Source organism: Burkholderia sp. RF2-non_BP3 (assembly GCF_001522185.1).
Taxonomy (GTDB): domain Bacteria; phylum Pseudomonadota; class Gammaproteobacteria; order Burkholderiales; family Burkholderiaceae; genus Burkholderia; species Burkholderia diffusa.
Map to the genome: position 1 here is coordinate 29,887 of NZ_LOSU01000063.1, position 26,862 is coordinate 56,748.

Annotated in this window: 25 protein-coding genes and 1 pseudogene; 15 read left to right on the forward strand and 11 right to left on the reverse strand. The window is 69.0% G+C overall.

Annotation, left to right across the window (positions count from 1 at the left end):
• The first annotated feature begins 161 nt into the window (after positions 1-161).
• From WS45_RS28595 to WS45_RS28625, 7 genes are read left to right on the forward strand one after another with little or no spacing between them, the layout of a single operon-like run.
• The gene (locus WS45_RS28595; RefSeq protein WP_059532006.1) at positions 162-1,244 is read left to right on the forward strand and encodes an ABC transporter ATP-binding protein; all 1,083 of its coding nucleotides are present in this window, start codon (positions 162-164) and stop codon (positions 1,242-1,244) included.
• Positions 1,245-2,234, forward strand: a complete 990-nt coding sequence (locus tag WS45_RS28600; protein ID WP_059702773.1) for an ABC transporter permease — start codon at positions 1,245-1,247, stop codon at positions 2,232-2,234.
• Entirely contained in the window at positions 2,231-3,025 is a 795-nt protein-coding gene (locus WS45_RS28605) for an ABC transporter permease (RefSeq protein ID WP_059702774.1), read from the forward strand. Before WS45_RS28600 ends, WS45_RS28605 begins: the two co-directional genes overlap by 4 nt.
• Positions 3,025-3,372, forward strand: a complete 348-nt coding sequence (locus tag WS45_RS28610) for a (2Fe-2S)-binding protein (RefSeq protein ID WP_059702776.1) — start codon at positions 3,025-3,027, stop codon at positions 3,370-3,372. Before WS45_RS28605 ends, WS45_RS28610 begins: the two co-directional genes overlap by 1 nt.
• Positions 3,369-4,808, forward strand: coding sequence for an FAD/NAD(P)-dependent oxidoreductase (locus WS45_RS28615; protein ID WP_059702778.1), 1,440 nt, complete (start codon positions 3,369-3,371; stop codon positions 4,806-4,808). The genes WS45_RS28610 and WS45_RS28615 overlap by 4 nt, the downstream gene beginning before the upstream one ends.
• The gene (locus tag WS45_RS28620; protein ID WP_059702780.1) at positions 4,801-5,952 is read left to right on the forward strand and encodes an NAD(P)/FAD-dependent oxidoreductase; all 1,152 of its coding nucleotides are present in this window, start codon (positions 4,801-4,803) and stop codon (positions 5,950-5,952) included. The genes WS45_RS28615 and WS45_RS28620 overlap by 8 nt, the downstream gene beginning before the upstream one ends.
• Complete coding sequence (locus tag WS45_RS28625; protein ID WP_059532023.1) at positions 5,949-6,995, forward strand: ABC transporter substrate-binding protein; 1,047 nt, start codon at positions 5,949-5,951, stop codon at positions 6,993-6,995. Before WS45_RS28620 ends, WS45_RS28625 begins: the two co-directional genes overlap by 4 nt.
• A gap of 103 nt (positions 6,996-7,098) precedes the next feature.
• Here WS45_RS28625 and WS45_RS28630 read toward each other — a convergent pair whose 3' ends face one another.
• A complete protein-coding gene (locus WS45_RS28630; RefSeq protein ID WP_059702782.1) occupies positions 7,099-8,349 on the reverse strand; it encodes a YbfB/YjiJ family MFS transporter in 1,251 nt (416 codons plus the stop codon).
• A 502-nt stretch (positions 8,350-8,851) separates the two neighbouring features.
• Between WS45_RS28630 and WS45_RS36310 the strand changes: the two genes are divergently transcribed.
• Positions 8,852-8,974, forward strand: a complete 123-nt coding sequence (locus tag WS45_RS36310; protein WP_006752127.1) for a hypothetical protein — start codon at positions 8,852-8,854, stop codon at positions 8,972-8,974.
• A gap of 58 nt (positions 8,975-9,032) precedes the next feature.
• The gene (locus WS45_RS28640) at positions 9,033-9,986 is read left to right on the forward strand and encodes a hypothetical protein (RefSeq protein WP_059702784.1); all 954 of its coding nucleotides are present in this window, start codon (positions 9,033-9,035) and stop codon (positions 9,984-9,986) included.
• A 10-nt stretch (positions 9,987-9,996) separates the two neighbouring features.
• On the opposite strand, the gene WS45_RS28645 is transcribed toward WS45_RS28640, so the two are convergent.
• The gene (locus WS45_RS28645; protein ID WP_059702786.1) at positions 9,997-10,506 is read right to left on the reverse strand and encodes a GNAT family N-acetyltransferase; all 510 of its coding nucleotides are present in this window, start codon (positions 10,504-10,506) and stop codon (positions 9,997-9,999) included.
• Between the two features lie 68 nt (positions 10,507-10,574).
• Positions 10,575-10,691 (reverse strand): annotated as a pseudogene (locus tag WS45_RS35455) (AraC family transcriptional regulator); the annotation flags it as partial.
• Positions 10,692-10,976: 285 nt separating this feature from the next.
• Here WS45_RS35455 and WS45_RS28655 point away from each other — a divergent pair.
• Both WS45_RS28655 and WS45_RS28660 read left to right on the forward strand, forming a co-directional pair.
• A complete protein-coding gene (locus tag WS45_RS28655) occupies positions 10,977-11,309 on the forward strand; it encodes a type II toxin-antitoxin system RelE/ParE family toxin (protein WP_059702790.1) in 333 nt (110 codons plus the stop codon).
• Positions 11,306-11,635 (forward strand): addiction module antidote protein, encoded by a 330-nt coding sequence (locus WS45_RS28660; RefSeq protein ID WP_059532042.1) that lies wholly within the window; start codon positions 11,306-11,308, stop codon positions 11,633-11,635. The genes WS45_RS28655 and WS45_RS28660 overlap by 4 nt, the downstream gene beginning before the upstream one ends.
• Before the next feature lie 15 nt (positions 11,636-11,650).
• Here the strand turns inward: WS45_RS28660 and WS45_RS28665 are convergent, their stop codons facing one another.
• Positions 11,651-13,669 (reverse strand): LssY C-terminal domain-containing protein, encoded by a 2,019-nt coding sequence (locus WS45_RS28665; protein WP_059702792.1) that lies wholly within the window; start codon positions 13,667-13,669, stop codon positions 11,651-11,653.
• A 102-nt stretch (positions 13,670-13,771) separates the two neighbouring features.
• Positions 13,772-14,224 (reverse strand): hypothetical protein, encoded by a 453-nt coding sequence (locus WS45_RS28670; protein ID WP_059532049.1) that lies wholly within the window; start codon positions 14,222-14,224, stop codon positions 13,772-13,774.
• Between the two features lie 307 nt (positions 14,225-14,531).
• On the opposite strand from WS45_RS28670, the gene WS45_RS28675 reads away from it, so the two are divergent.
• Both WS45_RS28675 and WS45_RS28680 read left to right on the forward strand, forming a co-directional pair.
• Positions 14,532-15,179 (forward strand): response regulator, encoded by a 648-nt coding sequence (locus WS45_RS28675; RefSeq protein ID WP_059532052.1) that lies wholly within the window; start codon positions 14,532-14,534, stop codon positions 15,177-15,179.
• Positions 15,176-16,975 (forward strand): sensor histidine kinase, encoded by a 1,800-nt coding sequence (locus WS45_RS28680; protein ID WP_059702795.1) that lies wholly within the window; start codon positions 15,176-15,178, stop codon positions 16,973-16,975. Before WS45_RS28675 ends, WS45_RS28680 begins: the two co-directional genes overlap by 4 nt.
• 91 nt (positions 16,976-17,066) lie before the next feature.
• Here WS45_RS28680 and WS45_RS28685 read toward each other — a convergent pair whose 3' ends face one another.
• Both WS45_RS28685 and WS45_RS28690 read right to left on the reverse strand, forming a co-directional pair.
• Positions 17,067-18,377 (reverse strand): MFS transporter, encoded by a 1,311-nt coding sequence (locus WS45_RS28685; RefSeq protein WP_059702797.1) that lies wholly within the window; start codon positions 18,375-18,377, stop codon positions 17,067-17,069.
• Between the two features lie 113 nt (positions 18,378-18,490).
• Positions 18,491-19,507 carry an ABC transporter substrate-binding protein gene (locus tag WS45_RS28690; protein WP_059702947.1) on the reverse strand — a complete coding sequence of 339 codons (1,017 nt, stop codon included), beginning with the start codon at positions 19,505-19,507 and terminating at the stop codon, positions 18,491-18,493.
• Positions 19,508-19,743: 236 nt separating this feature from the next.
• Between WS45_RS28690 and WS45_RS28695 the strand changes: the two genes are divergently transcribed.
• Positions 19,744-20,409, forward strand: coding sequence for a response regulator transcription factor (locus tag WS45_RS28695; RefSeq protein ID WP_059532061.1), 666 nt, complete (start codon positions 19,744-19,746; stop codon positions 20,407-20,409).
• A complete protein-coding gene (locus tag WS45_RS28700) occupies positions 20,396-21,817 on the forward strand; it encodes a sensor histidine kinase (RefSeq protein WP_059532064.1) in 1,422 nt (473 codons plus the stop codon). The genes WS45_RS28695 and WS45_RS28700 overlap by 14 nt, the downstream gene beginning before the upstream one ends.
• Before the next feature lie 33 nt (positions 21,818-21,850).
• Here WS45_RS28700 and WS45_RS28705 read toward each other — a convergent pair whose 3' ends face one another.
• The 4 genes from WS45_RS28705 to WS45_RS28720 are packed head-to-tail and all read right to left on the reverse strand — an operon-like array spanning position 21,851 to position 26,520.
• Positions 21,851-22,609, reverse strand: a complete 759-nt coding sequence (locus tag WS45_RS28705; RefSeq protein WP_059702798.1) for an ABC transporter ATP-binding protein — start codon at positions 22,607-22,609, stop codon at positions 21,851-21,853.
• Complete coding sequence (locus WS45_RS28710) at positions 22,606-23,463, reverse strand: ABC transporter ATP-binding protein (protein WP_059690409.1); 858 nt, start codon at positions 23,461-23,463, stop codon at positions 22,606-22,608. Before WS45_RS28710 ends, WS45_RS28705 begins: the two co-directional genes overlap by 4 nt.
• A gap of 11 nt (positions 23,464-23,474) precedes the next feature.
• Positions 23,475-25,286: an ABC transporter permease gene (locus tag WS45_RS28715; protein ID WP_059702802.1), complete on the reverse strand. Its 1,812-nt coding sequence runs from the start codon at positions 25,284-25,286 to the stop codon at positions 23,475-23,477.
• 40 nt (positions 25,287-25,326) lie between these two features.
• Complete coding sequence (locus tag WS45_RS28720) at positions 25,327-26,520, reverse strand: ABC transporter substrate-binding protein (protein ID WP_059702804.1); 1,194 nt, start codon at positions 26,518-26,520, stop codon at positions 25,327-25,329.
• Positions 26,521-26,862: the final 342 nt, after the last annotated feature.

A 26,862-nucleotide genomic window follows, 5' to 3' on the forward strand; every position in this document is an offset into this window, starting at 1 on the left:
GGAACGATCTTCCGACGATGCCTCAAACCATTCCGATCAATGGAATTTTTCAGAAATTCATCCCGCTGAGCAGAATTCGAAATTGACGCTTCCAAATATGGCTGGCTAGAGTCCGCGTCAATGACGCACCGGCCATCCGGTGTGCGAACCCGGAGTTCCCCATGTCGTTTCTCACGCTTACGGATCTGACGAAATCGTTCGGCGAGCTCACGGCCGTCGCCGACGTCAACCTGTCGGTCGAACAAGGCGAATTCGTGTCGCTGCTCGGGCCGTCGGGCTGCGGCAAGACCACGACGCTGCAGATGATCGCCGGCTTCGTCGACGTCACGCGCGGCCGCATCGCGCTCGACGGCCAGGACATCACGCACATGAAGCCGAACCGCCGCGGGCTCGGCATCGTGTTCCAGAGCTATGCGCTGTTTCCGCACATGAGCGTCGCGGAGAACGTCGGCTTCGGCCTCGACATGCGCGGCGTCGACAAGGCGGAGCGCGCCGAACGGATCCGCGCGGCGCTCGCGCTCGTGCGTCTCGATGCGCTCGCGCACCGCTTTCCGCGCGAGCTGTCCGGCGGCCAGCGGCAGCGAGTCGCGATCGCGCGTGCGGTCGTGATCGAACCGCCGGTGCTGCTGCTCGACGAGCCGATGTCGAACCTCGACGCGAAGCTGCGCGAGGAGATGCAGTTCGAACTGCGCGCGATCCAGCGCAAGATCGGCACGACGACGATCATGGTCACGCACGATCAATCGGAAGCGCTGTCGATCAGCGATCGCGTGGTCGTGATGGAAGCCGGCCGCATCACGCAGACCGACACGCCGTACCGCGCGTACGAACGCCCGGAGAACCACTTCGTGTCGCAGTTCATCGGCAAGGCGAACCTGCTGCCCGGCACCATCGTCGCGCACGACGGCGACGCGATCCGCATCGACCTCGGCCACGATCTCGCGGAGACGGGCCGCACCGCGCACCTGCCGGCGCGCGAGCGCGACGTGCGCATCGGCGACGCCGTATCGGTGTGCATCCGTCCTGAAAAACTGCGCCTGTGCGCGCCGGGCGCGGGCCGCTTCGCCGCGACCGTCACGAGCCGCTTCTTCCTCGGCAGCCAGTGGCTGTACCGCGTCGACAGCGCGCTCGGCGAAGTGCTCGTCTGCTGTCAGAACGAAGGAGCGGAGCCGCTCGCGGAAGGTGCGCCGGTCGGCGTCGACTGGCACAGCGACGCGGTGCGCGTGATGCGGCGGGAGGCCTGAATGGGACAGCCTGCCCGACCGCTCCCGACCGACGGCGCGCCGGCCGCGCGCGCGCAATCGGCCGTGCCCGCATCCGCCGCCGATGCCATGGCGCCACGCGCCGCCGGCGGCCGCACGTTGCGCGCGTCGTGGCGCGCCCATGCGCCGCTGTGGCTGATGTGCACGCCCGCGTTCCTGCTCTTCGCCACGCTCGTGCTCGTGCCGCTCGCGATGACCTTCGCGCTCACGTTCTACCGCTACGATCCGGCCACGGGCCCGATCGCCGCGTTCCAGTTCGGCAACTACGCGGAAGTGCTCGGCTCGTCGTACTTCCACACGATCTTCGCGCGCACGTTCGGCATCGCCGCGCTGACCACCGCGATCTGCGTCGCGATCGGCACGCCGGAAGCGTACGTGCTGTCGAAAATGCGCGACCCGTGGCGCTCGCTGTTCCTGCTCGTCATCCTTGCGCCGCTGCTCGTGTCGGTCGTCGTGCGCGCGTTCGGCTGGAGCATGCTGCTCAACACGAGCGGGCTCGTGAACCAGGCGCTCGGGCTCGTCGGTCTCGGGCCGTACAAGCTCGAATACACGACGTTCGCGATCGTGATCGCGCTGGTGCACGTGATGCTGCCGTTCATGGTGATCCCCGTGTGGACCGCGCTGCAGCGGCTCGATCCGCAGACCGAGCACGCGGCGCTGTCGCTCGGCGCGTCGCCGTTCACGACGCTGCGCCGCATCGTGGTGCCGCAGCTGATGCCGGGCGTGCTGTCCGGCAGCCTGATGGTGTTCGGGCTGTCGGCGAGCGCGTTCGCGATTCCGGGCCTGCTCGGCGGACGCCGGTTGAAGGTCGCGGCGACCGCCGTCTACGACGAATTCCTCGGCTCGCTGAACTGGCCGCTCGGCGCGACGATCGCGGTGCTGCTGCTGGTCGCGAACCTCGTCGTGATGCTCACCTACTACCGCGTGCTCGAACGCCGCTATGCGCGCAGCCTCGGAGGCGCTTCCCGATGAGAAAGAACGGCCCCTTCGCCCTGGCGTTCCACACGCTCGTGATCCTGTTCGTGCTCGCACCGCTCGCGATCGTCGTGCTCGTCGCGTTCACGCCCGACGAAACGCTGACGCTGCCGACGCATGGCCTGTCGCTGCGCTGGTTCCGCGCGATCCTCGACTATCCGGACTTCGTCACCGCATTCGCCAACAGCGTGAAGCTCGCATTCGCGTCGGCGACGCTGTCGCTCGCGATCGCATTGCCCGCCGGGCTCGCGATCGGCCGTGCGGCGTTTCCCGGCCGCGCGTTCCTGAACGGCCTGCTGCTGTCGCCGCTCGTGATCCCCGGCCTCGTGCTCGGCATCGCGCTGCTGCGGTTCTTCGCGCTGATCGGCGCGACCGGCTCGTTCGCGTGGCTGGTGCTCGCGCACATGATCGTCATCACGCCATTCGTGATGCGGCTCGTGCTCGCATCCGTCGCCGGTCTCGACCGCAGCATCGAACAGGCCGCATGCTCGCTCGGCGCCGATCCGTGGACGACGTTCCGCCGCATCACCCTGCCGATGATCGTGCCCGGCATCACCGGCGGCTGGCTGCTCGCGTTCATCAACAGCTTCGACGAACTGACGATGTCGATCTTCGTCACGTCGCCGCAGACGGTCACGCTGCCGGTGCGCATGTACATGTACGCGACCGAATCGATCGATCCGATGATGGCGTCGGTATCGGCGCTCGTCATCTTCATCACCGCCGGCGCGATGCTGCTGCTCGATCGCGTATACGGCCTGAACCGCATCCTGATCGGCCAACACTGATGACGACTTCCGTTTCCCGTTCCACCGGCATCGCGGACGACGGCGCGCAGTTCGTGCGCGTCGCCGAACGCGAGCGCGCCGCCGTCGCGTTCACGCTCGACGGTCGCCCCGCGCACGCGCTCGCCGGCGACACCGTGCTCACCGCGATCCTCGTCGCGCAGCGCCGCGTGCGCGTGAGCGAATTCAGCGGCAAGCCGCGCGCGGGCTTCTGCCTGATCGGCGCGTGCCAGGACTGCTGGGTGCGCACCGAGGCCGGCGCACGCGTGCGCGCATGCTCGACGCCGATCGTCGACGGCATGCGGATTCTCACCGGCGCGCAGCCCGCCGCAGCCGGAGAGGCATCATGAACGACGCGTTGCGACCGGTGATCGTCGGCGCGGGGCCGGCCGGCGTACGCGCGGCCGAGGCGCTGGTCGACGCGGGGCTGCGCCCCGCCGTGATCGACGAGATCGCGCGCTGGGGCGGGCAGATCTATCGTCAGCCGCCGGCCGACGGCGCGTTCGCGCGCGGCAAGCGCGTGCTGTACGGCTTCGAGGCCGCGAAGGCCGATGCCGTGCACCGGACCATGGCCGCGCTGCTGCCGCACGTCGATTACCGGCCGAACACGCTCGCGTGGGCGTGCGGCGCGGGCCGCGTCGATACGCTGCAGGACGGCCGCGAGACGACCGTGCCGTTCTCGCACCTGATCGTCGCGAGCGGTGCGACCGATCGCATGCTGCCGGTGCCGGGGTGGACGCTCGCCGGCGTCTACACGCTCGGCGGCGCGCAGGTCGCGCTGAAGGCGCAGGGCTGCGCGATCGGCAGCCGCATCGTGTTCGCGGGCACGGGACCCTTGCTGTATCTCGTCGCCTATCAATACGCGAAGGCCGGCGCGCAGGTCGCGGCGGTGCTCGACACGAGTCCGCTGCGCCAGCAGGCCGCCGCGACACCGGCCCTGCTGCGCATGCCGTCCACCTTCGCGAAGGGGCTGTACTACATCGGCTGGCTGCGCGCGCACGGCGTCGCGATCGAAACGGGCGTCACGCTCGAGCGCGTGCTCGGCGAGCAACATGTGACGGGAATCGCATGGCGCGCGGCCGGCGGCGACGCGCCGCCGCGGCGGCTCGACTGCGATGCGCTCGGCCTCGGCTTCGGGCTGCGGTCGGAGACGCAGCTCGCGGATCTCGCCGGCTGCCGGTTCCGTTTCGATCCGCTCAACCGCGCATGGCTGCCCGAACGCGACGCGGCCGGCCGCACATCGGTGCGCGGCATCTACGTCGCGGGCGACGGTGCCGGCATCGCAGGCGCGGACGCGGCCGAGGCGTCCGGGCGACGCGCGGCGCTGGCGCTACTCGACGATGCGGGTATCGAAACGCCGTCGCGCGCGCGTTCCGGCAAACCCGATGCGGCGATGCTGGAGCGCAGGCTCGCCCGGCTCGGCGCGTTCCGCGCGGGCCTCGAAGCCGCATTCGCGCCGCCCGCCGCACTCGTCGCGCGCTGCCCGGACGACACGATCGTATGCCGCTGCGAGGAAGTCGACGCGGGTACGCTGCGACGCTGCATTCGCGGCGGCGAAGCGACCGAGATGAACCGGTTGAAGGCGCTGACACGCGCCGGGATGGGCCGCTGCCAGGGCCGTATGTGCGGCGACGCGACCGCGCTCGTGCTCGCCGCCGAAACCGGCCGCTCGCTCGCGGATGTCGGTCGGTTGCGCGCGCAACCACCTGTGAAGCCGTTTCCGATTTCCGCCGCGCTCGCGGGCGACGGAGTCGCGGCGATTCCCGACGAGGCGCGCGATGAGTGACCTTCGCCACTACGACGTCGCGATCGTCGGCGGCGGCCTCGTCGGGGCATCGGCCGCGCTGGCGCTGACGCGGCGCGGCTTGCGCGTCGCGCTGTTCGAACGCCGCGACTGCGGCGCGCAGGCGAGCGGCGTGAACTACGGCGGCGTGCGCTGCCAGGGCCGCCCGGCCGAACAGCTGCCGCTCGCGCTGCGCGCGCGGCGCGTCTGGGACCGCCTGCCCGAGCTGATCGGCATCGACGGCGAATTCGTCGTGTCGGGCCACTTGCGGCTCGCGCGCAGCGACGCCGATCTCGATGCACTCGATGCTTACGCGACGCTCGCCGACGAGCACGGCCTGCCGCTGCAGGTGATGCGCGGCGACGCGTTCCGTCGCCGCTATCCGTGGCTCGGCCGCGCGGCGGTCGGCGGCTCGCTGTGCGCGACCGACGGACATGCGAACCCGCGCGTCGTGTCGCCCGCGTTCGCGCGCGCAGCCCGCGCGGCAGGCGCCGACGTATTCGAGCACACGCCGGTCGACGCGGTCCGGCACGACGGCACGCGCTTTCACGTTCATGCCGGCGACCGCGCATGCGCCGCGACGTGGCTGATCAACTCGGCCGGCGCATGGGCGAACACGATCGCCGAACGCTTCGGCGAAGCCGTGCCGATGGAGCCGATCTACCCGAACATGTGGGTGACCGAACCGCTGCCGCCGTTCATCACGCACAACCTCGGCGTGTACGGCGGCGGCGTGTACGCGCGGCAGGTCGCGCGCGGCAACTGCGTGATCGGCGGCGGGCGCGGTCGCGGCGACGGCGAATTCGGCCAGCCGTCGGTCGATACGACACGCGCGGTGATGCGCGATGCGTGCGCGCTGCTGCCCGCATTGCGCGACGCGCTGCTGATCCGCACGTGGAGCGGCGTCGAAGGCTGCACGCCCGACCACAACCCGATCATCGGCGCGAGCCGCACCACGCCGAACCTGCTGCATGCGTTCGGTTTTTCCGGCGGCGGTTTCCTGCTCGCGCCGGGCGTCGGCGAGGTGCTCGCCGATCTCGTCACGACGGGCGAAACCGCCACGCCACTCGATGCATTCTCGATCGGCCGCTTCTTCCCCCAAGCCGCGCCGACCGCCCCTTTCCGTCAAGAGGAGACCCAACGATGAAACTGCTCGGAACGATCGCGGCGGCTGCCGCCCTCTGCATCGCCGGTGCCGGCGCGCCCGCGTTCGCGCAAACGAAGACGATCTACGTCGGCATGAACGGCGGCCCGATGGAAAAGGCCTATACGAGCCAGGTGCTGCCCGACTTCGAGAAAGCGAACAACGTGAAGGTCGTCGTCGTGCCGGGCACGTCGTCGGACGTGCTCGCGAAGCTGCTCGCGAACCGCAACAAGCCGCAGATCCACGTCGCGTTTCTCGACGACGGCGTGATGGCGCGCGCGGTGAGTCTCGGCGTATGCCAGAAGCTCGACGATTCGCCGGTGCTGAAGGAGCTGTATCCGTTCGCGCGGATGAAGGACGACGTCGGCGCGGGCGTGCAGCTCGGGATGACCGGCATCGCATACAACAAGAAACTGTTCGCGGAAAAAGGCTGGGCGCCGCCGACGTCGTGGATGGATTTCGCCGATCCGAAATACAAGGGCAAGGTCGTGTTCCAGTCCGCGTCGAGCAGCACGTTCGGGCTGCACGGATTTCTCGCGATCAACCGGCTGCTCGGCGGCAGCGAACAGAACGTCGAGCCCGGCTTCAGCAAGTGGGCGAGCACGGTCGGGCCGAACGTCGTCGAGTACATCCCGAACTCGGCGAAGATCTCCGAGATGGTGCAGACCGGCGAAGCCGGCCTGTTCCCGCTGACGCCGACCGGCGTCGGCGACCTGCAGGACAAGGGCATTCCGGTCGCGTATGCGAACCCGAAGGAAGGCCCGGTGCTGCTGCTCGTCGACCTGTGCGTGGTCGCGAACAACCCGGATCCGCAACTGGCCCAGAAGCTCGCGCAGTTCCTGCTGTCCGCGCCCGCGCAGACGAAGGCGGCCGAGGCCGGCAAGCAGATCCCGACCAACCGCCTCGCGAAGATGCCCGCCGCGATGCAGCAAAGCCTCGGCAGCGTCGACGACCTGGTGCGCAAGGTGACGGTGGTCGACTGGACGGCGATCAACGCGCGCCGCGCGCAGTGGGACACGCGCTGGAACCGGCAGATCGAGCGGTAACGGGCGCCGGCGTGCGGGCAAGACGGCGCGCGCCGCGACCATCATGTGCGGGAGTGACGACACTCCCCTTTCTCTGCGGATTCGACCGGGGCGGCGGTGCGCGTTACGTAGCCCCCCGCAACGCGCGCTGCCCGGCCGCGAGCGCCGCGCCCGCGAACAGCGTCAGCGCCGAATACACGAGCCCGCGCGCGAGCCCGGCGCTGTCGGATACCCAGCCGATCGCGACAGGCCCGGCGATCTGCCCGAACGCGAAGATCGTCGTGAACGCGCTGATGCCCTTCGCCCAGCCTTCCGGCGGCAGGTTGTGGCGCACGAACGCGGTCGTCGACGCGACCGCCGACAGGAACGTCGCGCCGAACAGCACGCCCGACGCGAACGCGGCCGCCGGATGCACGAACAGCGCCGGCATCAGCGTCGCGACACCGAGCAACGCATTGAGCGCGGCCAGCGCCTGGCCGCCGCGCATCCGGTCGAGCAGCCCCGACCACAACCGCGCCGACACGACGGTCGCGACGCCGAGCATCACGTAGAACGCGGACACGACCGCGCCGCTCATCCCCGCGCCGCGCAGCAGCGCGACGATGAACGTCATGTAGCCGATGTAGCCGACGCCGAACAGTCCGTAGCCCGCGAGCGCGAGCGCGAAGCGCGCGGGGCTCGCGGTAGCTGCCGGCGCGGCCCCGTCGCGTCGCACGGCCGGTGCCGCGTGCGCCTGCTCGATGCGACGCGCCGCCGCCACGGCGATCGCCGAGAACAGCACGCACGCGACCGCGAGCGCGAACCACGCCGGTTGCCAGCCGTGCGCGCGATGCGCGAGCGTCGCGGGCACGAGCAGCGACGACGCGACGATGCCCCACCCCGTGCCGCCGTAATAGAGCCCGAGCAGCAGCCCCGCATCGCGCGGCGACGCGGACGCGAGCCGCGCCGCCAGCACGCCGCCGCTGATGAAGATCAGCGCGCTGCCGACGCCCGTTGCGAGCCGCTCGACGAGCAGCGCGTTCATGCCGGACGTGAACCCGCATGCGGCCATCAGCACCGCGGTCAGCGCGCAGCCGGCCGCCAGCAGCGTACCGGCGCGCCAGCGCCGCGACAGCAACGGGAAGATGAGCGCGCCGATCAGGTAGCCGGCCGCGTTCGCCGTGTTCAACGCGCCGGCCTGCGCGAAGCTCCAGCCGAGATCGGATTTCATCGGCGGAAGCAGCAGTGCATACGAGAAGCGCGCGAGGCCGAGCGCGATCGCGCTGCCGAGCGACAGGCAGATCGCGAGCCGCCAGGCGGCCATCCGGTCGGGTTCGGTGGCGCCTGCATCCGGCCGTGCTCGGCCGGCGTGCTCCGGTTGCGGCGCTGCGCGCATCGCGGTGTCTCCATCGTGGTTCGAATCGTGCCGCCGGGATGGCGGTGCGCGCGCGGCGGCGGCCCGCGCGCGAAGTCGTCAGATGGTGCCAGAAAATCGGTGCAACCGCCGGAGCCGGCTCGTCGGCGGCTGGCGGACAGCTCGCATGGACGTTGGCCGTGCGCGCATCGTTCGTGAATGGCGAAAATCGAAACGATCGACGCGATTGCGCTTCAAATTTAAATAAAGCAAAAAAGTCAATTCGACATTAACGGACGCGATATTAAAAAAATAATGGATGGCCTTCACGATCCGATTCATTCGTCTTGATCGCAAGATATGCAGAAAACCCGCTTGTTTAGCACGCCACAGCTAAAAACATCGCAACGCATTGCATTCGCTAAATCGTCAGACTAATATCGACGCCACTCGTCCGGTATTCAAAAAATTCCGGATGAGTGGCGGTCATCCATTTACCGCGCTTTCATGTTGAATCGCTCATGTTCATCACAGGAGAATTGACATGCAGGAAACCCGGCAGATCGAATTGCTTGACTGGATGCAGGAAGACACGCACCCCGAGGCCGTCGACATGATGGTCGAGGATGCCGTGGTGCCGTTCGGCACCGCGCTCTGGCCGGTCTGAGCGGCCAGCCCGTTCCCGCGGAAGGGCCGCGGCCCTTCCGCCGCTTCCGGAGACACGCATGCTGAACCTGCACCGCGCGCTCGGCTGTCACCCGGCGCTGCGCGACAAGCTCGCACGCGGCGAAACGGGCAAACTGCTGGTCGGCTACGACACCCGCAATCGCGACATCGCGCTGCGCGCGTTTTCCGCCCTGCCCGACTCGCTCGACGCGACGACCCTCTGCCTCGAAACCACCCCGCCCGCCGACATCGCCAGCGCGCTCGCGCATGCGGATCTGTTCGTACTGCTGTACGACTCGTCATGCCTGCCGACACCGTCGCCGAGCGGTCCGCCGTTCCTGGCCGCGATCCGTCCCGCGATCGTCGAGCACTGGAGCAAGTCGGTACTGTTCAAGGATTACGGCCCGCATCTCGACGAAGCGTTCGCCGAATCGCTCGATGACATCGCCGCGCGCAACGGCCGGCTGATCGAAGCGGCCGCACGCGCATCGCGGATCCACTTCATCGACGAAGCCGGCAACACGCTGACCGGCTCGCTTTCACCGGACCAGAAATGGACGAGCGTGGACGGGATGGGCAATCTCGACGTCGTGCCCGGCGAGATCGCGACGCACGTCACCGACCTGCGCGGCTCGATCGTATTCAGCGGCACGTTCCTCGGCACCGTGCCGTTCGCGATCAAGTACCGCGTGACGGAGCGGCTCGCGACGCTGCACGTCGAAGACAGCCTGATCGTCGATTTCGACAGCGACGACGCGGGCTTCCGGCGCGACTTCGCGTCGTACCTCGACCGGCATGACAATCACCGGCGCATCGAGGAATTCGGCATCGGCACGAACCTGGGCATCCGCGCGCTGTACGGCCGCAACGCCGGGTTCGAGGAACGCCATCCGGGGCTGCATCTCGGCCTCGGCGGCGGCGCGAACGGCAGCCACCACCTCGACCTGATCTTCGCGCGCGGCACGCTCGCGTTCGACGAGCGGATCGTGTTCGACGGCGCGTTCGCCGTCTGACCGTCGAGAATCAGGCTTCGGCGGCGGCCGTGTCGCCGAGCCACTTGAACATCACCAGGCAGTCGACGAAGCCGAGCCGCGCGTGGTGATACGCGCGCGGCAAGCGGCCGACGATCTCGAAGCCGAGCTTCTGCCACAGCGCGACCGCCACCTCGTTCGTCGCGACCACCGAATTGAACTGCATCGCGAGAAAGCCGCGTTCGCGCGCCACCTGCTGCGAGTGCTCGCACATCAGGCGCGCGACGCCCTTGCCGCGCGCGGCCTCGCTGACCATATACCCGCAGTTGCACACGTGATTGCCGGGCCCGGCCGCGTTCGCCTTCAGGTAGTACGAGCCGAGCAGCACGCCATCCTCCTCGGCGACCCACGTGCAGAGCGGCGCGTCGAGCCATAGCGCGCGGGCGGCCTCCTGCGTCGCAGCCGGATCGAATGCATAGGTCTCCTGCGCGGCGACGATCGCGTGGTACGTGGGCCAGAAGCGGGGGAAATCGTCTTCGGTCATCGGGCGAAGCGTGATCATGCGGGTTCTCTCGTGAAGGGATTTTGGAGTGCGCACGTGCGAACCGGCGCGCGCGGCGCGACACGGCGTCAGTGCGGGCCGCCGTCGCGCAGCAGGCCGCTGCGACAAGTGCCCGACGGCACACCATACCATCGCTCGAACGCCTGCGAGAAACTCGACAGGTCGCTGAAGCCGAGCCGCTCGGCTTCTCCCCGCACGGCGCGTTTCCTGTACGCGCCGGTGAAATCGGCCGTTCGGCCGAATCGCCATCGCACGCCCCGAATGAAAGAATGATCCTCGTTCGGGCGACCGGTCTCACCGCCTGAAACCCGGGGCACGAAGGCACCGCAGGCAATCCCGCGCACCGCCTTCGCGTCGTGCTTCGTCTCGATTCGGCAATCGACCCGTGCGCGTTTCACTTCATCCGCCTCATCGGACAAACAGCGCAATCACCTCGATATCCATACCCATCATGTAGCTTATAAGTTACAATGCTCTCCAAGTTCGAACTGCTTCGCTATCAGCGCGACGACGGTCGCGAGCCTTTCACCGAATGGCTGAACGCCGTGCGCGACAAGGTCGTCCAGGCGCGGATTCGCGAGCGCCTGCGCCGCATACAGACCGGAAATTTCGGCGATTGCGAGCCCGTCGGCGAAGGTGTGATCGAACTGCGCATCCACGTCGGTGCCGGCTATCGCGTGTACTTCGGCCGGTACGGCGGCGCGCTGGTGCTGCTGTTGTGCGGCGGCGACAAGCACAGCCAACCCGACGACATCAGGCATGCGAAGGAACACTGGTTGAACTGGAAACGGAGGCAAGCATGAACAAGCTCAAAGGCTCGGTATCGCACCACGACGCGGAAGTCGCCGAACTCGGTGCCGATCGCGAGCTCGCGGTGGCCTATCTGCGCGTCGCGATGGAATCGCTCGACGATCCCGACAATCGCGCGGCCGCGCTGCTCGCGCTGCGCACCGTCGCGGAAGCCTACGGCGGGCTCGGCGCGGTCGCGGCCGAAGCCGGCATCAGCCGCGAATCGCTGTATCGCACGCTGTCGCCCAACGGCAACCCGACGCTGAAAACCCTGCTCGCGGTGCTCAAGACCGTCGGCCTGCGCCTGTCCGTCGTCCCCGCGCAACCGGCGCACGCCTGACGCGCCGCACGCATTTCAAGGCTGCACCATCCACACGAGCATCACCTCGGCCGGCGCCGTGCTCGTACCCGCCGGCGGCCGCTCGACCGTCGGCTCGACCTGCAACGCCTGCGCGATCGTCGCCGTATCGTCGACGGTCGTCGTGCGCACGATCGTCATCAGTCGCGCGGGCCGATGCAGCGTCTCGCGATACAGCGCGCCGTACCACAGCGGCCGCGTGCCGAGCGCATCCTGCAGCACATACGGATAACGCCACATCCGCAATACGAGGCGGCTGTCCGGACGGGCCGGATCGACACGCACGAACACCCGGCGCGTACTTTCGCCATGCGTGTAGCGCGGCAGCACGGGCAGCGCATCGGCCGGCGCCTGCGGCAGCAGCCAGCGCAGTGCCGTGGCGGGCGACCACGGCGTCGCGCGCTGCCAGCCGGCCAGCGAAAGATGGCGATCGAGCGTGTCCGACGTCGCGCACCATTGCAGCGGCAGATATTCCTCGCGATCGCCGCCGATCTCGGTGCGCCGCGTCGGCACGCGCTGCCACCCGCCGTGCATCCACTGATCGACGGTCATCGCGACGACGTCGCCCACGTGCGGACGCGCCGCGCGATCGAGCTGCCATTGCGCGGGCACGGTCCAGACGCCGGTCGTCGCGAGCACGACGAGCACCGCGACCAGCGCGCCCCGCGGCTGCACATGCTCGCGCACGCGCCAGTACGCATAGGCGCCCGCCAGCATCGCGAACCACGCGAGCCCGAGGCTCCAGCCGCCGAGCAGACCCGACAGCCACGTGTCGCCGACGTACAGCCGCGCGAAGCCACCGAGCACGATCCACAGCACGACCGCCGTCACGACCGGGATGCGCCACAGCGCGGGCCGGTCGCGCGTCAGCACCCAGCCGATGCCGCTGCTCGCGAGCATCGCGAACGCCGCATCGGCGTCGGGCAGCGGCACGTGCAACGCGCCGGGCGGCAGGCTCGCGGGCATCGTGCCGGGCGAGCCGGCGCCGAACGCCGGCACGAGCACGACCGCGATGCCGACCGTCGCGAGCCACCATGCGGACGTCACCCAGCAGCGATGGATCATCAGCCAGACGAGAAACGCGGCCGCGACGATCAGCCCGGTATCGTGTCCGTGCAGCACCGCGAGCGCGCGCATCGCGGCGTCCACGGGCGGCGTGCGCAGGTTCTGCAGGAACGCATACAGCGCGATGTCGGCGTGCATCAGCGGATCGTTCGCGACGACGTCCTGCACGATGCCGGCAAACAGCCACACGCAGCCGACGAACAACAGCGCGAACACGGGCACCGCGCCCGGCAGGCGGCGCACGCGCACGAACGTGTCGTGCACCCGCGCGCCGAACCGCGGCCAGCGGCGGATGCACGCGTACATGACCGCGACGAGCGCGCGGTGCAGCAGCGGCCAGCCGCGCCGCAGCGCGACGCGCACGCCGATCCACACGAGCGCGACCAGCGCGGCGATCACCAGCAGAATCGCGGCGACCCGCACGCTGATCGCGGCGGCCAGCACCGCCGACGCGCCGAACAGGATGCCCGGCGCGACGTGCACCGGCGCCCAAATCAGCGCCGACACGACGTTGACCGGATAGAACGACCGGCGCGGCAGCGTCGCGCACCCCACCACCACCGGCACGACCGCGCGCACCGGCGCGAGGAAGCGCGCGAGCACGATGCTCTTCATGCCGTGGCGCAGCACGAACTGCTCGCCGCGCGCATAGGCATCCGCGTAGCCCAGCCGGACCCATCCATTTCGGATCGCGCCGCGGTAGTGGCGCCCGAGTTCGTAGCTGATCCCGTCGCCGACGATCGCGCCGGCGGCCGCGACGCCGATGGCCGTCCAGCCGTCGAGCGCACCCGCGCCGATCAGCGTGCCGGCCGCGAACATCACGGCGCCGGCCGGCACGACCGTGCCGATCAACGCGATCGCCTCGGCACAGGCGGTGGCGAACACGATCGCCAGCACCAGCGCCGGGTGCGCGCCGATCGCACTGAGCCACGTGTGGATCGTGCCGCTCATCGCGAGCCGCGCGGCGTGGCGGCGCGACGGATCCGCACCGGGCCGGCGATGGCGTGAGGAAGGTTCATCGGAGTGTGTGCGCGTTCGCGTCGGCCGGCGGCGTCAGTCGAATTCGTGCTGCCGCGCGTCGGCCTCGAGCGGCGCGTCGTGGTAGCCGACGGTCGCGATCTCGTGCAGATAGCGCGCGAGAAACGCGCCGATCGACCCGGCTTCCTCATACTGATGCACATGGCGGAATTCGTGCGTGAGCAGGCGTCGCGTATCGTGGCCGCGCAGCACGAACACCGCATGGCCGAGCGTGAGGCCGATCGTCCCCGGCGCCAGCAGGCCGGTGTCGCGCGCGATGGCGCCCAGCGCCGGCGTGTCGGGGAACGGCAGCCGGTCGGCGACCACGACGCGGATCCGCTCCGGTTGCGCGACGCCCACGACACGCGCGTCGTCGGCCTGCGCGGGCGTCAGCGGCACGCCCCGCGCGAGCCCGTGGGCCGCCTGCGCGTCGGCCCACGCGACGGCGTCGGGCAACGCGGACGGCAGGATGTCGGCAAGATCGATCATCGCGGCGGCTCCTCGGGTCTGGACGGTGCAATCAGGCACCAGTTTATCTCTGAATCAGGGTGGTCCGCGAGACACGCCGTCCGCCGGACCGCGACGATTCCTCGGGAATACCCTCCCCGTCTGCCCCTACCGCCCGTCCCATTTCACGACGATTATTTCGCTTCAAGACACATTCGATACCCAGATGTCTCAAAAATGTTCCGGAGGTGCACCATTTCCCGTTTCGGCGGCATATATTGGTCAGAAGAACCGCCGCGGCGACAACCGGCAGAGCAGCCCGCGGCGTCATCCCGAAGAGGACCGCTAGATGATCAGGGTAATTCTGGCTGACGATCACGCAGTCATGCGAGACGGACTGCGTCACATCCTGGAAACGGCCGGCGGTTTCGAGATCGTCGGCGAGGCGAGCGACGGCGCGGCCACGCTCGCGCTGGCCGAGCGTCGCGCCGCCGACGTGCTGCTGCTCGACCTGTCGATGCCCGCGCCGACCGGTATCGAGTTGATCCGGCTGGTCAAGACACAGGCGCCATCGCTGCGCATGCTGGTGCTGACGATGCACGCGGAAACGCAGTACGCGGCGCGCACGTTCAAGGCCGGCGCGACCGGCTACCTGACGAAGGACAGCGCGACCGCCGAGCTCGTCCAGGCCGTCACCAAGGTCGCGGCCGGCGGCGTGTACGTGAGCGCGTCGGCGGCCGAAAGCCTCGCGCGCACGATGCGCGCGCCGTCCGAAATGCTGCCGCACGAGCGGTTGTCCGAGCGCGAACTCGACGTGATGCGCCGCATCGTCGCGGGCCAGACGGTCACGCGGATCGCGGCGGACCTCACGCTGAGCGCGAAAACGGTCAGCACCTACAAGACGCGCATCCTCGAGAAGATGGAGCTGCCGCACGAAGCCGCGCTGGTGCGCTACGCGATGCGCCACGATCTCGACCTCGGCGTCGACGACGCATGATGCCCGCATTCCGCTTCCGCCCGGCCGCGGCCGATGACGACGACGACGCGTCGGAGCCGTCGCGCCTGTTCATGTCGTCGCTGCCGCCCGAGCGGCGCGAGCGGCGGCTCGCGATCGCGACGGTCGTCGTGTCGGCCCTGATCTTCGTCGCCCTCGCGCCGTTCGCGGGCATGCCGCTTGCCCGCGTGTGGGGCTTCATCCCCGTGTACCAGTCGGCGATCGTCGTCAACGACATGGTGACGGCCGGCCTGCTGCTCGGCCAGTACGCGATCCTGCGCGAGAAATCGCTGCTCGCGCTCGCCGTCGGCTACCTGTTCACGGGCTTCATGGCCGGCACGCACATGCTGACCTTTCCGGGGCTGTTCACGCCGACGGGCCTGCTCGGCGCGGGCGAACAGACCACCGCATGGCTTTATCTGTTCTGGCACGGCGGCTTTCCGCTGGCGGTCGTCGCGTACGCGCTGCTGCGCGCGGCGCCGCGCGCGCATCCGCCGTCGCTCGAGCAGCGTCGCGCCACGATTCCGCTCCTGCTCTGCATCGTCCTGACGGCCGGCGCGACCGCCGCGCTCGCGCTGCTCGCGACCGCGGGCCACGACCTGCTGCCGCGCATCATGCACGGCAACCGGATGGCCTCGACGATGACGAACGCGATCGCGGTCGTCTGGGCGCTGAACCTTGCCGCGCTCGTGCTGATGTGGCGGCAGCGGCGCCGTCATTCCGTGCTGGACCTGTGGGTGATGATCGTGCTCGTCGCGTGGCTGTTCGACATCGCGCTGTCGTCGATGCTGAACCACGGACGCTTCGACCTCGGCTTCTACGCGGGGCGAACCTACGGCCTCGTCGCGTCGGGCGTCGTGTTGTTCGCGCTGCTGTTCGAGAACGGCCGGCTGCATGCGCAGACGGTGCGCGCGCTGGCCGGCGCGCGCTACCAGCACCTGCTCGTCGTGCAGAAGAGCGCGCAGCTCAACGAGGCGAACGAACGGCTCGAGCAGCGCGTCGCGGCGCGCACCGCGCAGTTGAGCGCGTCGAACCGCGACCTGCGGCGCGAAGTCGAGGAGCGCGTGCGTGCGGAGCGCGCGCTGCAGGCATCGCGCGAGGAACTGCGCGAGATCGCGGCGATCAGCGCGAGCGCACGCGAGGCCGAACAGCGCCGCATCGCGCGCGAACTGCACGACGAACTCGCGCAGACGCTCGCGACGCTGAAGAACGATCTCGAATGGCTGCTCGATCACGTGCCGCAGGACGATGCGCCGCTGGCGCGCAAGATCGCGGCAATGCATGCGCTCGCGCGCGGCGCGGTGACGGCCACGCGGCGCATCGCGTCGGACCTGCGCCCGCTGATGCTCGACGACCTCGGGTTCGCGGCCGCGATGCAATGGCTCGTGGAGGATTTCCGGCACCGTCACGGCATGGCGTGCGCGCTGCACGTCGAGCCGGGCGAATTGCAGCTCGACGAACCGTATGCGACGGCCGTGTTCCGCATCGCGCAGGAAGCGCTCGCGAACGTCGCGCGGCACGCGGCCGCGTCGAGCGCGACCGTCGCGCTCGTTTATCGTGACGAGACGATCGCGCTGACGATTCGCGACGACGGTGCGGGATTCGATCCCGGTGCGCCGCGCAAGTCGGGATCGTTCGGGCTGGTCGGTTTGCGCGAGCGTGCGTATCTCGTCGGCGGCACGCTGCGGATCGATACGACGCTCGGTGAAGGGACCACGGTGGAGGTCGACATTCCGGTCGCGGCTGCGCATGTGGCGATCGCGCATGACGAACGGGGGGCGTCGCCGACGGAGGGGTAAGGGTGAAGCAGCAACGGCGGAATACCGCTGCGGGGATCGGAACGGAAGCCGGGACCGCGCGGAACCGCGGCCCCGATGCTTCCCGCGCCGCTCACGCCCGCACCACCACCATCCCCCGCTCCGAACGCGTCCACGCGACCAGCGCGCCGATCCCGAGCAGCGCGAGGCATACGATCGGCACGATCATCGGACCGAACGCAGTGCCCGTCACCTTGCCCGCGAACGGCATCAGGTTCTGGCTGAAAAAGCCGCCGAGGTTGCCGATCGAATTGATCGCCGCGACGCTCGCCGCCGCACGCGCGCCGGTGAAGTAGCGCGGCGGCATCGACCAGAAGCACGGATACAGCAGCGGAATGCACGCGCCGCCGAGCACGAGCGCGACGAAGCGCAGCGGCGTCGACGGCAGCACGAGACTCAGCAGGAAGCCGAGCGCACCGAGCGCCGCGACGATCGCGATCGTGCGCAGGATGCTCTTCGCGCGGCGCAGCTTCGACGGCAGCCACAGCAGCAGCACGACCGCGAGCGCCCACGGCAGCATGCTCAGCAAACCGTTCGTACTGCTCGATACGCCGAACGATTTCACGAGCGTCGGCAGCCAGTACGTGACGCCGTACAACGACGTCGACATCAGCATGTAGGTCGCCGCGAACAGCATCACGCGCGGATCGAGCAGCGCCTTCCACGGCTGCGCATGCTCGGCCTTCGCCGGCTTCTCGCGCTCCAGCGCGGCCGCGACGATCTGCTTCTCGCGTTCGTCGAGGAACGGCGCATCGCGGAACGACGCCGGCAGCACGCGGAACACGACGATCGCGACGATCACGGCCGGGATGCCCGTCGCCACGAACACCCACTGCCAGCCCGCGAGGCCCCACACGCCGTTCAGGCTCAGCAGCACGCCGCCGACCAGCGAGCCGAGCATGTTCGCGAGCGCGCTGCCGAGCGTGAAGATGCCGAGCACCTTCGCGCGGTAGCTTTGCGGAAACCACAGCGTCAGGTAATAGATCACGCCCGGATAGAAGCCGGCCTCCGCGATCCCGAGCAGGAAGCGCAGCGAACAGAACGCGGGCATCGACGTCGTGAAGCCCATCAGCACGGTGATGAGGCCCCACGTCAGCATGATCCGCGCGAGCCACACGCGTGCGCCGTAGCGATGCAGCGCGAGCGTGCTCGGCACCTCGAACAGCAGGTAGCCGATGAAGAACAGCGACGACGCGAGACCGAACGCGGCCTCCGTCATCCCGAGGCTGTGCACCATCTGCAGTTTCGCGAAGCCGACGTTCTGCCGGTCGATGAACGCGATCAGGAACATCACGACGAGGATGGGCATCAGGCGCCGCGCCATCTTCGACATGACGCGCTGCTCTTCGGCGGACGCGGGGTCCAGGGGTTCGGTGGTATTCACTGCGGGCTCCTCCGTGAATCGGTTGCTTGTCGGTTGAATCGGCGCCGCGCGCGATGCACGCGCGGGCGCAGGGGTGTTCGATGAAATCGGGGTTCGGCGGTGGACGGCGACGGTCAGCCGGTCCGGAAGTCGTCGAGCATCGGCGCGAACATCTCGTGCCACGCACGCGGCTTCGCCTTGATCGTGCCGGCGAGATACAGGAATTCGACGTAGTCCATCAGCTGGTTCGGCCGCACCGAGAAACGCGTGTCCGGCGCGGCGAGCATCTGCATCACGTCGTCGTGCGACACGCCGACGCCCGATGAGGCCGCATACAGCGCGGCCGCCGCGCGCGGGTCCTGCGCGATCAGGCGGTTCGCTTCGTCGAGTGCACCGAGAAATGCCGAGGCCAGCGCGGGCTCCGTGTCGACGAGCCGCTTCGGCGCGAACACGACGTCGAGCGTCAGCGGGCCGAGCACGTCGACCGAATTCACGACGCGATGAATGCCCGGCTGGCGCAGCTCGAGCGTCGAGAACGGCGGTGACGTGAAGTGCGCGGTGACGCCGTTCTCGCGGCGGATCAGCGCCTGCATCGCCTGCGGATGCGGCAGGTTCACGGTGATCGAATCGAGCTGCGCGAAATGCCTCGCTCCGAGCTGCCGGCTCGCGACCATCTGCAGCACGACCGCCGACAGCGACGTGCGGATGCCCGGTACGGCGATCCGGTCCGACGGCGTGAAGTCGCGCAGCGACGCGAGGCCCGGCCGATTCGCATTGAGCGACAGCGACGTCGTGGACAAGCCGCTGATGCCGATCACCTCGACGTTCGGAATCCCCCGCGCCCGCGCCCATAGCTCGATGAAGCCCGGCGCGCCGGCGCCCGCGAAATCGAGCGTGCCGGCCATCATCGCGTCGTTGACGGAATTGCCGCCGTCGAGCAGCACCCAGTCGACCGCGACCTCGCGCAGGCCGTGCCGCGCCGCGTGACGCTCGAACAGGCGCTGCTTCTCCATCACGAGCAGCGGCAGGTACAGCACGCCATAGCCTTTCGAGATCCGCACCGTGCGCGGCTTCGCGCGCACCAGCGACGGTGCGGCAAGCATGCCGAGGCCGGCGGCGAGCAACGCGCGGCGGCGTGGCGACGCGATCATGCGCATGCCTGCGTACGGTGGGCGGCAAGCGACGACGCGGCAGCCCGCGTCAGGCTTCGCCGTGCATTCGGCCGCGCCTTCGTCGTGCCCGTGACATGCTGCATGTTGCCGTCTCCTCTGGTATTAATGCCGTCATCGCTCGTTCCGGCTGAACACAGGTTATCGAGCGAGTCTGAGAAAATGCTGACATCCCGGCCTCGGGAAAACCCCTAACCCATCTACCTGCAAACGGCACCATGCGCATTCTCGTCGTGGAGGACGATGCCGAAATCGGCGCGGCGATCCGCAGCCGCCTCACGCGGCTCGGCCATGCCGTCGATCTCGAAACCGACGGCTCGACCGCGAACGGCTTGCTGCGCGTCGAGCGCTTCGACCTCGTCGTGCTCGATGCGAACCTGCCCGGCCTCGACGGTTTCGCGGTGCTGCGCAACCTGCGCGCGTCGGGCAGCACGACGCCGGTGCTGCTCGTTACCGCGCGCTCCGCGATCGACGACCGCGTGAGCGGCCTCGGCCTCGGCGCCGACGACTATCTCGTGAAGCCGTTCGACTACCGCGAGCTCGATGCGCGCGTGCAGGCGCTGCTGCGTCGCAACAGCGGCCATGCGAACGACGTGCTGACGCTCGGCGGCCTCGTGATCGACCGCAGCAGCCGGCTTGCCGAACTCGACGGCCAGCCGCTGTCGCTGTCGCGCCAGGAGTTCGCGCTGCTCGAGATTCTCGCGAGCCGCCCGCAGCGGATCTTCTCCAAGGACGAACTGCTGAACCAGTTGTTCAGCTTCGGCAACGAGCCGACCGCGAACGCGGTCGAGCAGTACGTGACACGCGTGCGCAGGAAGCTGCAGGGCAGCTCGGTCGAAATTCGCACCGCGCGCGGGATGGGGTATCAGATTGCCGCGCATTGACTGGTTCCCGAAGACGCTGTTCGGGCGCACGCTGCTGTTCATCGCGCTCGTCGTCGCGACCGGCGCGCTCGCGCTTGCCGCGATCGCGCGCTACTACGCGGGCGTCGCGGCCGAACGCGCGTACGACCAGTTGCTCGCCGGCGCGTCGATCCAGGTCGCGGAGAACCTGTACGTGCAAGGCGGCGTGCTCGCGCTGAACCCGCCCGTCGCCGCGCTGTCGACGCTGTCGCGCTACGACCTCGTCTACTACAAGGTCGTCGATTCGCGCGGGGTCGTCGTGGCCGGCTACAACGACCTCGCGAGCCCCGCGACGCTCGCCGCCGCGAAGCAGGGCCCGGCGTTCGCGAACGCCGTCTACCAGGGGCACCGGATCCGCACCGCGACCATCGCACGCTACATGCCCGAGGAAAGCACGCCGGGCTGGGCGCTCGTCACCGTTGCGCAGACAACCAACGCGCGGCAGCAGCTGACGAACGACATGAGCATCAAGGTGTGGACGCTGATCCTGCTGATGAGCGTGCTCGCGATCGGCGCGAGCGGCCTCGCGATCCGGCGCGGGCTGCGCCCGCTCGCGCAGATCGGCACGATCATCGCCGCGCGCGACCCGGCCGATCTGCGGCCGGTGGCCGTCGATACGCCGAGCGAGATCGACGCGATCATCGGGTCGATCAACGGACTGATGCACCGCCTCGCCGAGCGGATCAACGCGATGCAGCGCTTCATCGCCGACGCGGCGCACCAGATGCGCACGCCGCTCGCGCGCCTCGACGCACAGATCGAATTGCTCGACGGGGAAGTCGATCCCGCGCGCCATGCGGCGCGGCTCGATGCGCTGCGCGCGACCTGCTCGGACGTCGGCCGCCTGACGGGGCAGTTGCTCAATCATGCGATGGTGATTCATCGCACCGAGGTCGTGCCGCTGCAACCCGTCGACCTCGTCGCGCTCGCGAAGGACGTGCTCGGCCGCACGATTCCGCTCGCGGACGCGCGCGACGTGGCCGTCGCGTTCGCGAGCGACACGCCGCATGCGTGGATCGACGGCGATGCGATCAGTCTGCAGGAAGCGTTGTCGAACGTGCTGCACAATGCGCTGCTGCATGGGCATGCGGACGACATCGTCGTGTCGGTCGCCAGCGAGGGCAATGCGGATCGAGCGGTGACGCTGACCGTCACCGACAACGGGCGGGGGATTCCGCGCGAGCATTGGGACGCGGCGTTGCAGCCGTTCGTCCGGATCGCGCCGGACGGCAGCGAGCGTCGAACCGGGTCGGGGCTCGGGCTCGCGATCGTGCAGGAAGTGATGAAGGCGCACGGCGGGCGTGTCGGGTTCGCGTTTCCCGATGCGGGCGGGTTCGCGGTGGTGCTGACGTTTCCGCGGGCGGTGACGGCGCACGCCGGCGAAACCTGACCCGGTCGAACGTGACCGACGGCGGACAAACGTCTACGCCGCCTCCCCGCCCAGATACGCATCGCGCACCCGCTCGTCATCGAGCAGCGTTTTCGCGGGCCCTTGAAGCACGACGCGCCCCGTCTGCAGCACGTAGCCGTAGTGCGCGATCTCCAGCGCAAGGCTCGCGTTCTGCTCGACCATGAACACCGTCACGCCCTGCCGGTTGATCACGTCGATCAGCTCGAGCACCTTGTCGACGTAAAGCGGCGACAATCCCATCGTCGGCTCGTCCATGCAGATCAGTTTCGGCCGCGCCATCAACGCGCGCGCCATCGCGAGCATCTGCTGCTCGCCGCCGGACAGCGTGCCCGCACGTTGCACGAGCCGCTCGCGTATGCGCGGAAACAATTCGAGCACGCGCTCGTAATCGTCGGCCACCGCCGTGCGATCGCCGCGCGTATAGGCTCCCATCAGCAGGTTCTCGCGCACGCTCATGTCGCCGAACAACCGCCGCCCCTCGGGCACGGCCGCGATCCCGCGCCGCACGCGCTGCGGTGTCGCGAGCGCGGTCACGTCGTCGCCATCGAAGTGCACGACGCCGCGACGCGGCCGCATCAGCCCGAGAATCAGCTTCATCGTCGTCGACTTGCCGCTGGCGTTGCCGCCGAGCAGGCTGACGATCTGCCCGCGGCCGACTTCGACATTCACGTCGAAATGCACCTGCACAGGCCCGTAAAAGGTGTCGAGGTGTTCCAGTTTCAGCAGCGCATCGGTCATGGTCGTGTCGAGTCCGGAAGAAGGTGCGCTCATGCAGCCGCCTGCACGGTGCGCCCGGCGGCCGCGCCACCCGCATGGCGACGTCCGAGATAGGCTTCGATCACGCGTGAATCGCGGCGTACGTCGCGCGGCGCGCCTTCGGCGATCTTCGCGCCGTTGTCGAGCACGATCACGCGGTCGGACACGCGCATTACGAGTTCGAGCTTGTGCTCGATCAGCAGGATCGTCAGGCCGCGCGCCTTCAGCGACTGGATCAGTTGCAGCATCTCGGCGGTCTCGGTCTCGTTCATCCCCGCGGTCGGCTCGTCGAGCAGCAGCAAGCGCGGATGCAGCGCGAGCGCGCGGGCGATTTCCACGCGTCGCCGGTTCGCATACGACAGGCTGTGCGCCGGATGATCGATGCGCGGCGTGAGGCGCTCGCCGAACCCGGCGATGATGTCACGCGCCTCGTCGCGCAGCGCCGCTTCCTCGCGCCGCACCGACGCGGGCCGCACGAGCGCGCGCCACACCTCGGCCGCCGCGCCGAGCCCCGGCCAGCCGGGCCGCGCCGCGCGCAACCGCCCGTGCGCGCCGATCAGCACGTTGTCGAGCACGCTCAGGTTGCCGAACACGCGGCCGTGCTGGAACGTGCGTGCGATTCCGAGCGCGGCGAGCCGTTCCGGCGCCGTGCCCGTGATGTCTCGGCCGTCGAACGTCACATGGCCGGCATCGGGCCGGTCGGCGCCCGCGATCAGGTTGAACAGCGTCGACTTGCCCGCGCCGTTCGGGCCGATCACGCTCAGCAACTCGCCGTCGGCGAGCGTCAGGCTCGCGGCGTCGAGCGCGGTCACGCCGTCGAAGCGGCGCGTCAGGCCCTGCACGTCGAGCAAGGGTCGGTTGGTGGTCATCGCATTGTTCCTCATACCGTGCCGAGCAGGCCTTGCGACCGAAACCGGACGAGCAGCAGCAGCACGAGGCCATAGATCAGCATCCGGTAGTCCGCCGCCCAGCGGAACAGTTCCGGCAGCCCGATCAGCGCGATCGCGCCGACGACAGCGCCGAGCACGTTGCCGAGCCCGCCGAGGATCACCATCGTCAGCGCGAGAATCGACACCTGCGAATCGAAGGTCTGGTGATTGATATAGCTGTACAGGTGCGCGGCGATGCCACCGCTCACGCCGGCCGCGACGCCGCCAACCGCGAACGCGATCGCCTTGTAGCGATTCGGCGCGATGCCGTGCGCGCGTGCGGCGACGTCGTCCTCGCGTACCGCGCGCAACGTGCGGCCGAGATGCGAGCGAAGCAGCCGCACCTGCACGAGCGCGAACACGACCAGCACCGCGAGGGTGAACCAGTACGCGGCGCGCGCGGTGCCCGCCCATGGCAGCGGCGCGATGCCGGTGATGCCGAGCGGGCCGCGCGTGAGGCCGTCCCAGTTCAGGATCACGAGGCTCACCACTTCGCCGATGCCCAGCGTCGCGATGGACACATAGTGCCCGCGCAGCCGGAATGCCGGGTAGACGAGCAGCGTACCGAGCACGGCGGTGATCGCGCCCGCGCACGGTATCGTCACAGCCGGCGACCAGCCGAGATCCGACGACAGCAGTGCCGACGCATACGCGCCGATCACGAGCAGCGCCGCATGCCCGAGCGAGATCTGCCCGACCGTGCCCGCGACGAGCGTGAGGCTCAGCGCGAGCAAGCCATACAGCCAGGCATTGGTCAACGTCTGCAGCACGTATGGCGACGCGCCGAGCCACGGCAGCACGGCCGCCAGCGCGATCAGCACGACGACGAGCGGACGCGGCACACGCGCAGCCTGCGCGGCCGCGAGGAAGGTGCCGGTCATCGGTTCCGGCGGCAGCGCGCGATTCCTGCTGAACAAGCCGTTCGGCCGCCATACGAGAAACAGGATCAGCAGCCCGAACGCGAACAGGTCGCGATAGCTCGTGCCGAACAGCGCGACGCCGTAACTTTCGACGAGACCGAGCAGCAGGCTGCCCGCGATCGCGCCCGGCACGTTGCCGAGCCCGCCGATCAGCAGCGCGACCACGCCCTTCAGCGTCGCCTGGAAGCCCATCGCCGGATCGATGCTGTTGTAGTACATGCCGACCAGCAGGCCGCTGACGCCGCCGAGCGCACACGCGATCGCGAACACCGCCTGGTTCACGCGGTCGACATCGACGCCCATCTGCAGCGCGGCGTCACGATCCTGCGCGGTCGCGCGCACGGCCCAGCCGAGGCGCGTGAAGCGCAGGAAGCCGTATAGCAGCGCAGCCGCCGCGATGCCGATGCCGGCGATCAGCAGGTCGAGCGAGCCGAGCGTCGCGCCGGCGATTCTCAGGTGCCAGTCGGGCAGCGGCGTCGGCACCGCGCGCGGGTCCGCGCCGAACGCGAGTTGCGCGAGCTGGTCGAGAATGAAGCTGATGCCGATCGTCGCGAGCAGCGGCGCGATGCGCGCCACGTGGCGCAACGGCCGCAACCCGATCCGCTCGATCCCGATGCCGAGCGCGCCGCAGCCCAGGACCACCGCCGCGAGCGCGACCGGCAGCGGCAATCCGAAGCGCGTCAGGCACAGCCAGCCGATGAAAGCGCCGACCATATAGACCGAGCCGTGCGCGAAGTTGATCAGATGCGACACGCCGAAGATCAGCGCGAGCCCGACCGCGAGCAGCGCGTAGATATTGCCGACGATGAGGCCGTTGAGCGTGTAGTCGAGCCAGGAAGCCATCACGATGCGTCCGTCATTAGCATGCGGTTCGGGGGCGGGCTCAGCGCGCCGCGAGCTGCGGCTTCGCGCCGTCCCACAGCGCCCACTGCCCCTGCTTCACGACGAGATACACGGTGCGTGCGCCCGCGACACGGCGCGTCTGCGAATCGAAGCGCACCTTGCCGAAGATCACGCTCGGCACGTCGCTCACTTTCGCGAAACCGTCGTGCGCGGCCTGCCGCGTCGCGCCGTAGCGGCGCAGCACCTCGGCCGACAGGATCAGCGCATCGTATGCGCGCGCAACGAACGAATCGGGATCGGCATGAAATTTCGCGCGATAGCGCTGCACGAACGCCTGCACCTCCGGGCGCGGCTCGGCCGGGAAGAAGTTCGATTCCGTATAGACGCCGTCGACGGCCGTGCCACCGAGTTCCAGGAACTTCGGCGAATACACGGAGCCAACCGCTGCGATCGGCAGCGTGACGCCCGACGTGCGGGCCTGCCGCACGATCTGCGCGCCGTCCGCGTAGTAGGAGATCAGCACGATCGAATCGGGCTTCGACGCGCCGATCCGTACGAGCGTCGAGCGGAAATCCTTTTCCGTCGGCTGGTAGCCTTCGGCCGCGACGACCTGTGCGCCGAGCCCCGTCACCGCCTTCGCGAAGATGTCCTTGCTGGTGCGGCCCCAGTCGGTGTTCAGGTACAGCACCGCGACCCGCTTGAAGCCGAGTTCCTTCACCGCGTAGCGCGCGAGCAGCGGCTGCTCCTCGGCCTGGCTCAGTGCGGTGCTCCACAGATAGTCGCCGCCCTTGGTGAAATCCGGATGCGAGTTCGTGAAGCCGAATTGAATCAGTTGTCCGCGCTGGTAGATCGGCGACGCGGCCATCGACGTCGCGCTGGAGAAGTCGCCGAGCTCGATCACGATGCGCGGATCCGCGACGAATTTCTGCGCGATCGCCACCGCCTGACGCGGGTCGCTGCGGCTGTCCTGGAAGTCGACCGCGAGCGGCCGGCCGTGGATACCGCCGCTGCCGTTGATCTCGTCGAGCGCGAGGTCGAAGCCGCGCTTCCACTGCTCGCCGTATTGCGCGTCCTGCCCGGTGAGCGGCCCACTCACGCCGATCACCACCGGCTCGCCCGATACGCCCGCCGCGAGCGCGCCGCCCGTCGACAAGCCCCATGCCGCAGCCAGTGCCGCCACCGTGCCCAGCACGCGCCGCCATGCGCCGCGTGCCTCGTTCCCCGAAACGTTCATGCGTCCCCCACCATCGGTCAGTCGAAAAGAGTGAGGGCATGTAACCATCCGGTTCAGGGCGCTCAAACGAAGTTTTGCGCATATCGATATCGCGTGCGGCGCGAAGCAACATGCACTTGCCGTGGTCTCCCGCATATCGCGTGTCGCGCGACGCATCGACGTGCACCGCAGCGCATTGATTCGATTGATGTTTGCCGCGCGGCGCCGCTTCCGGTCGATCCGCAGGCCCGCATGGCCTGTCGTCGACACGGGTGCGCGCTTCGCATTTTTCGCGCTGTCGATACGAAAAATCATTATATGAATCTCGCATGATGGCACTCCTACAATGCGCAAATCGCATCA

Coding starts and splice junctions, on each gene's coding strand:
- WS45_RS28595 (WP_059532006.1), top strand. CDS start 162: ATGTCGTTTCTCACGCTTACGGATCTGACGAAATCGTTCGGCGAGCTC.
- WS45_RS28600 (WP_059702773.1), top strand. CDS start 1,245: ATGGGACAGCCTGCCCGACCGCTCCCGACCGACGGCGCGCCGGCCGCG.
- WS45_RS28605 (WP_059702774.1), top strand. CDS start 2,231: ATGAGAAAGAACGGCCCCTTCGCCCTGGCGTTCCACACGCTCGTGATC.
- WS45_RS28610 (WP_059702776.1), top strand. CDS start 3,025: ATGACGACTTCCGTTTCCCGTTCCACCGGCATCGCGGACGACGGCGCG.
- WS45_RS28615 (WP_059702778.1), top strand. CDS start 3,369: ATGAACGACGCGTTGCGACCGGTGATCGTCGGCGCGGGGCCGGCCGGC.
- WS45_RS28620 (WP_059702780.1), top strand. CDS start 4,801: ATGAGTGACCTTCGCCACTACGACGTCGCGATCGTCGGCGGCGGCCTC.
- WS45_RS28625 (WP_059532023.1), top strand. CDS start 5,949: ATGAAACTGCTCGGAACGATCGCGGCGGCTGCCGCCCTCTGCATCGCC.
- WS45_RS28630 (WP_059702782.1), bottom strand. CDS start 8,349: ATGCGCGCAGCGCCGCAACCGGAGCACGCCGGCCGAGCACGGCCGGAT.
- WS45_RS36310 (WP_006752127.1), top strand. CDS start 8,852: ATGCAGGAAACCCGGCAGATCGAATTGCTTGACTGGATGCAGGAAGAC.
- WS45_RS28640 (WP_059702784.1), top strand. CDS start 9,033: ATGCTGAACCTGCACCGCGCGCTCGGCTGTCACCCGGCGCTGCGCGAC.
- WS45_RS28645 (WP_059702786.1), bottom strand. CDS start 10,506: ATGATCACGCTTCGCCCGATGACCGAAGACGATTTCCCCCGCTTCTGG.
- WS45_RS28655 (WP_059702790.1), top strand. CDS start 10,977: ATGCTCTCCAAGTTCGAACTGCTTCGCTATCAGCGCGACGACGGTCGC.
- WS45_RS28660 (WP_059532042.1), top strand. CDS start 11,306: ATGAACAAGCTCAAAGGCTCGGTATCGCACCACGACGCGGAAGTCGCC.
- WS45_RS28665 (WP_059702792.1), bottom strand. CDS start 13,669: ATGAGCGGCACGATCCACACGTGGCTCAGTGCGATCGGCGCGCACCCG.
- WS45_RS28670 (WP_059532049.1), bottom strand. CDS start 14,224: ATGATCGATCTTGCCGACATCCTGCCGTCCGCGTTGCCCGACGCCGTC.
- WS45_RS28675 (WP_059532052.1), top strand. CDS start 14,532: ATGATCAGGGTAATTCTGGCTGACGATCACGCAGTCATGCGAGACGGA.
- WS45_RS28680 (WP_059702795.1), top strand. CDS start 15,176: ATGATGCCCGCATTCCGCTTCCGCCCGGCCGCGGCCGATGACGACGAC.
- WS45_RS28690 (WP_059702947.1), bottom strand. CDS start 19,507: ATGATCGCGTCGCCACGCCGCCGCGCGTTGCTCGCCGCCGGCCTCGGC.
- WS45_RS28695 (WP_059532061.1), top strand. CDS start 19,744: ATGCGCATTCTCGTCGTGGAGGACGATGCCGAAATCGGCGCGGCGATC.
- WS45_RS28705 (WP_059702798.1), bottom strand. CDS start 22,609: ATGAGCGCACCTTCTTCCGGACTCGACACGACCATGACCGATGCGCTG.
- WS45_RS28710 (WP_059690409.1), bottom strand. CDS start 23,463: ATGACCACCAACCGACCCTTGCTCGACGTGCAGGGCCTGACGCGCCGC.
- WS45_RS28715 (WP_059702802.1), bottom strand. CDS start 25,286: ATGGCTTCCTGGCTCGACTACACGCTCAACGGCCTCATCGTCGGCAAT.
- WS45_RS28720 (WP_059702804.1), bottom strand. CDS start 26,520: ATGAACGTTTCGGGGAACGAGGCACGCGGCGCATGGCGGCGCGTGCTG.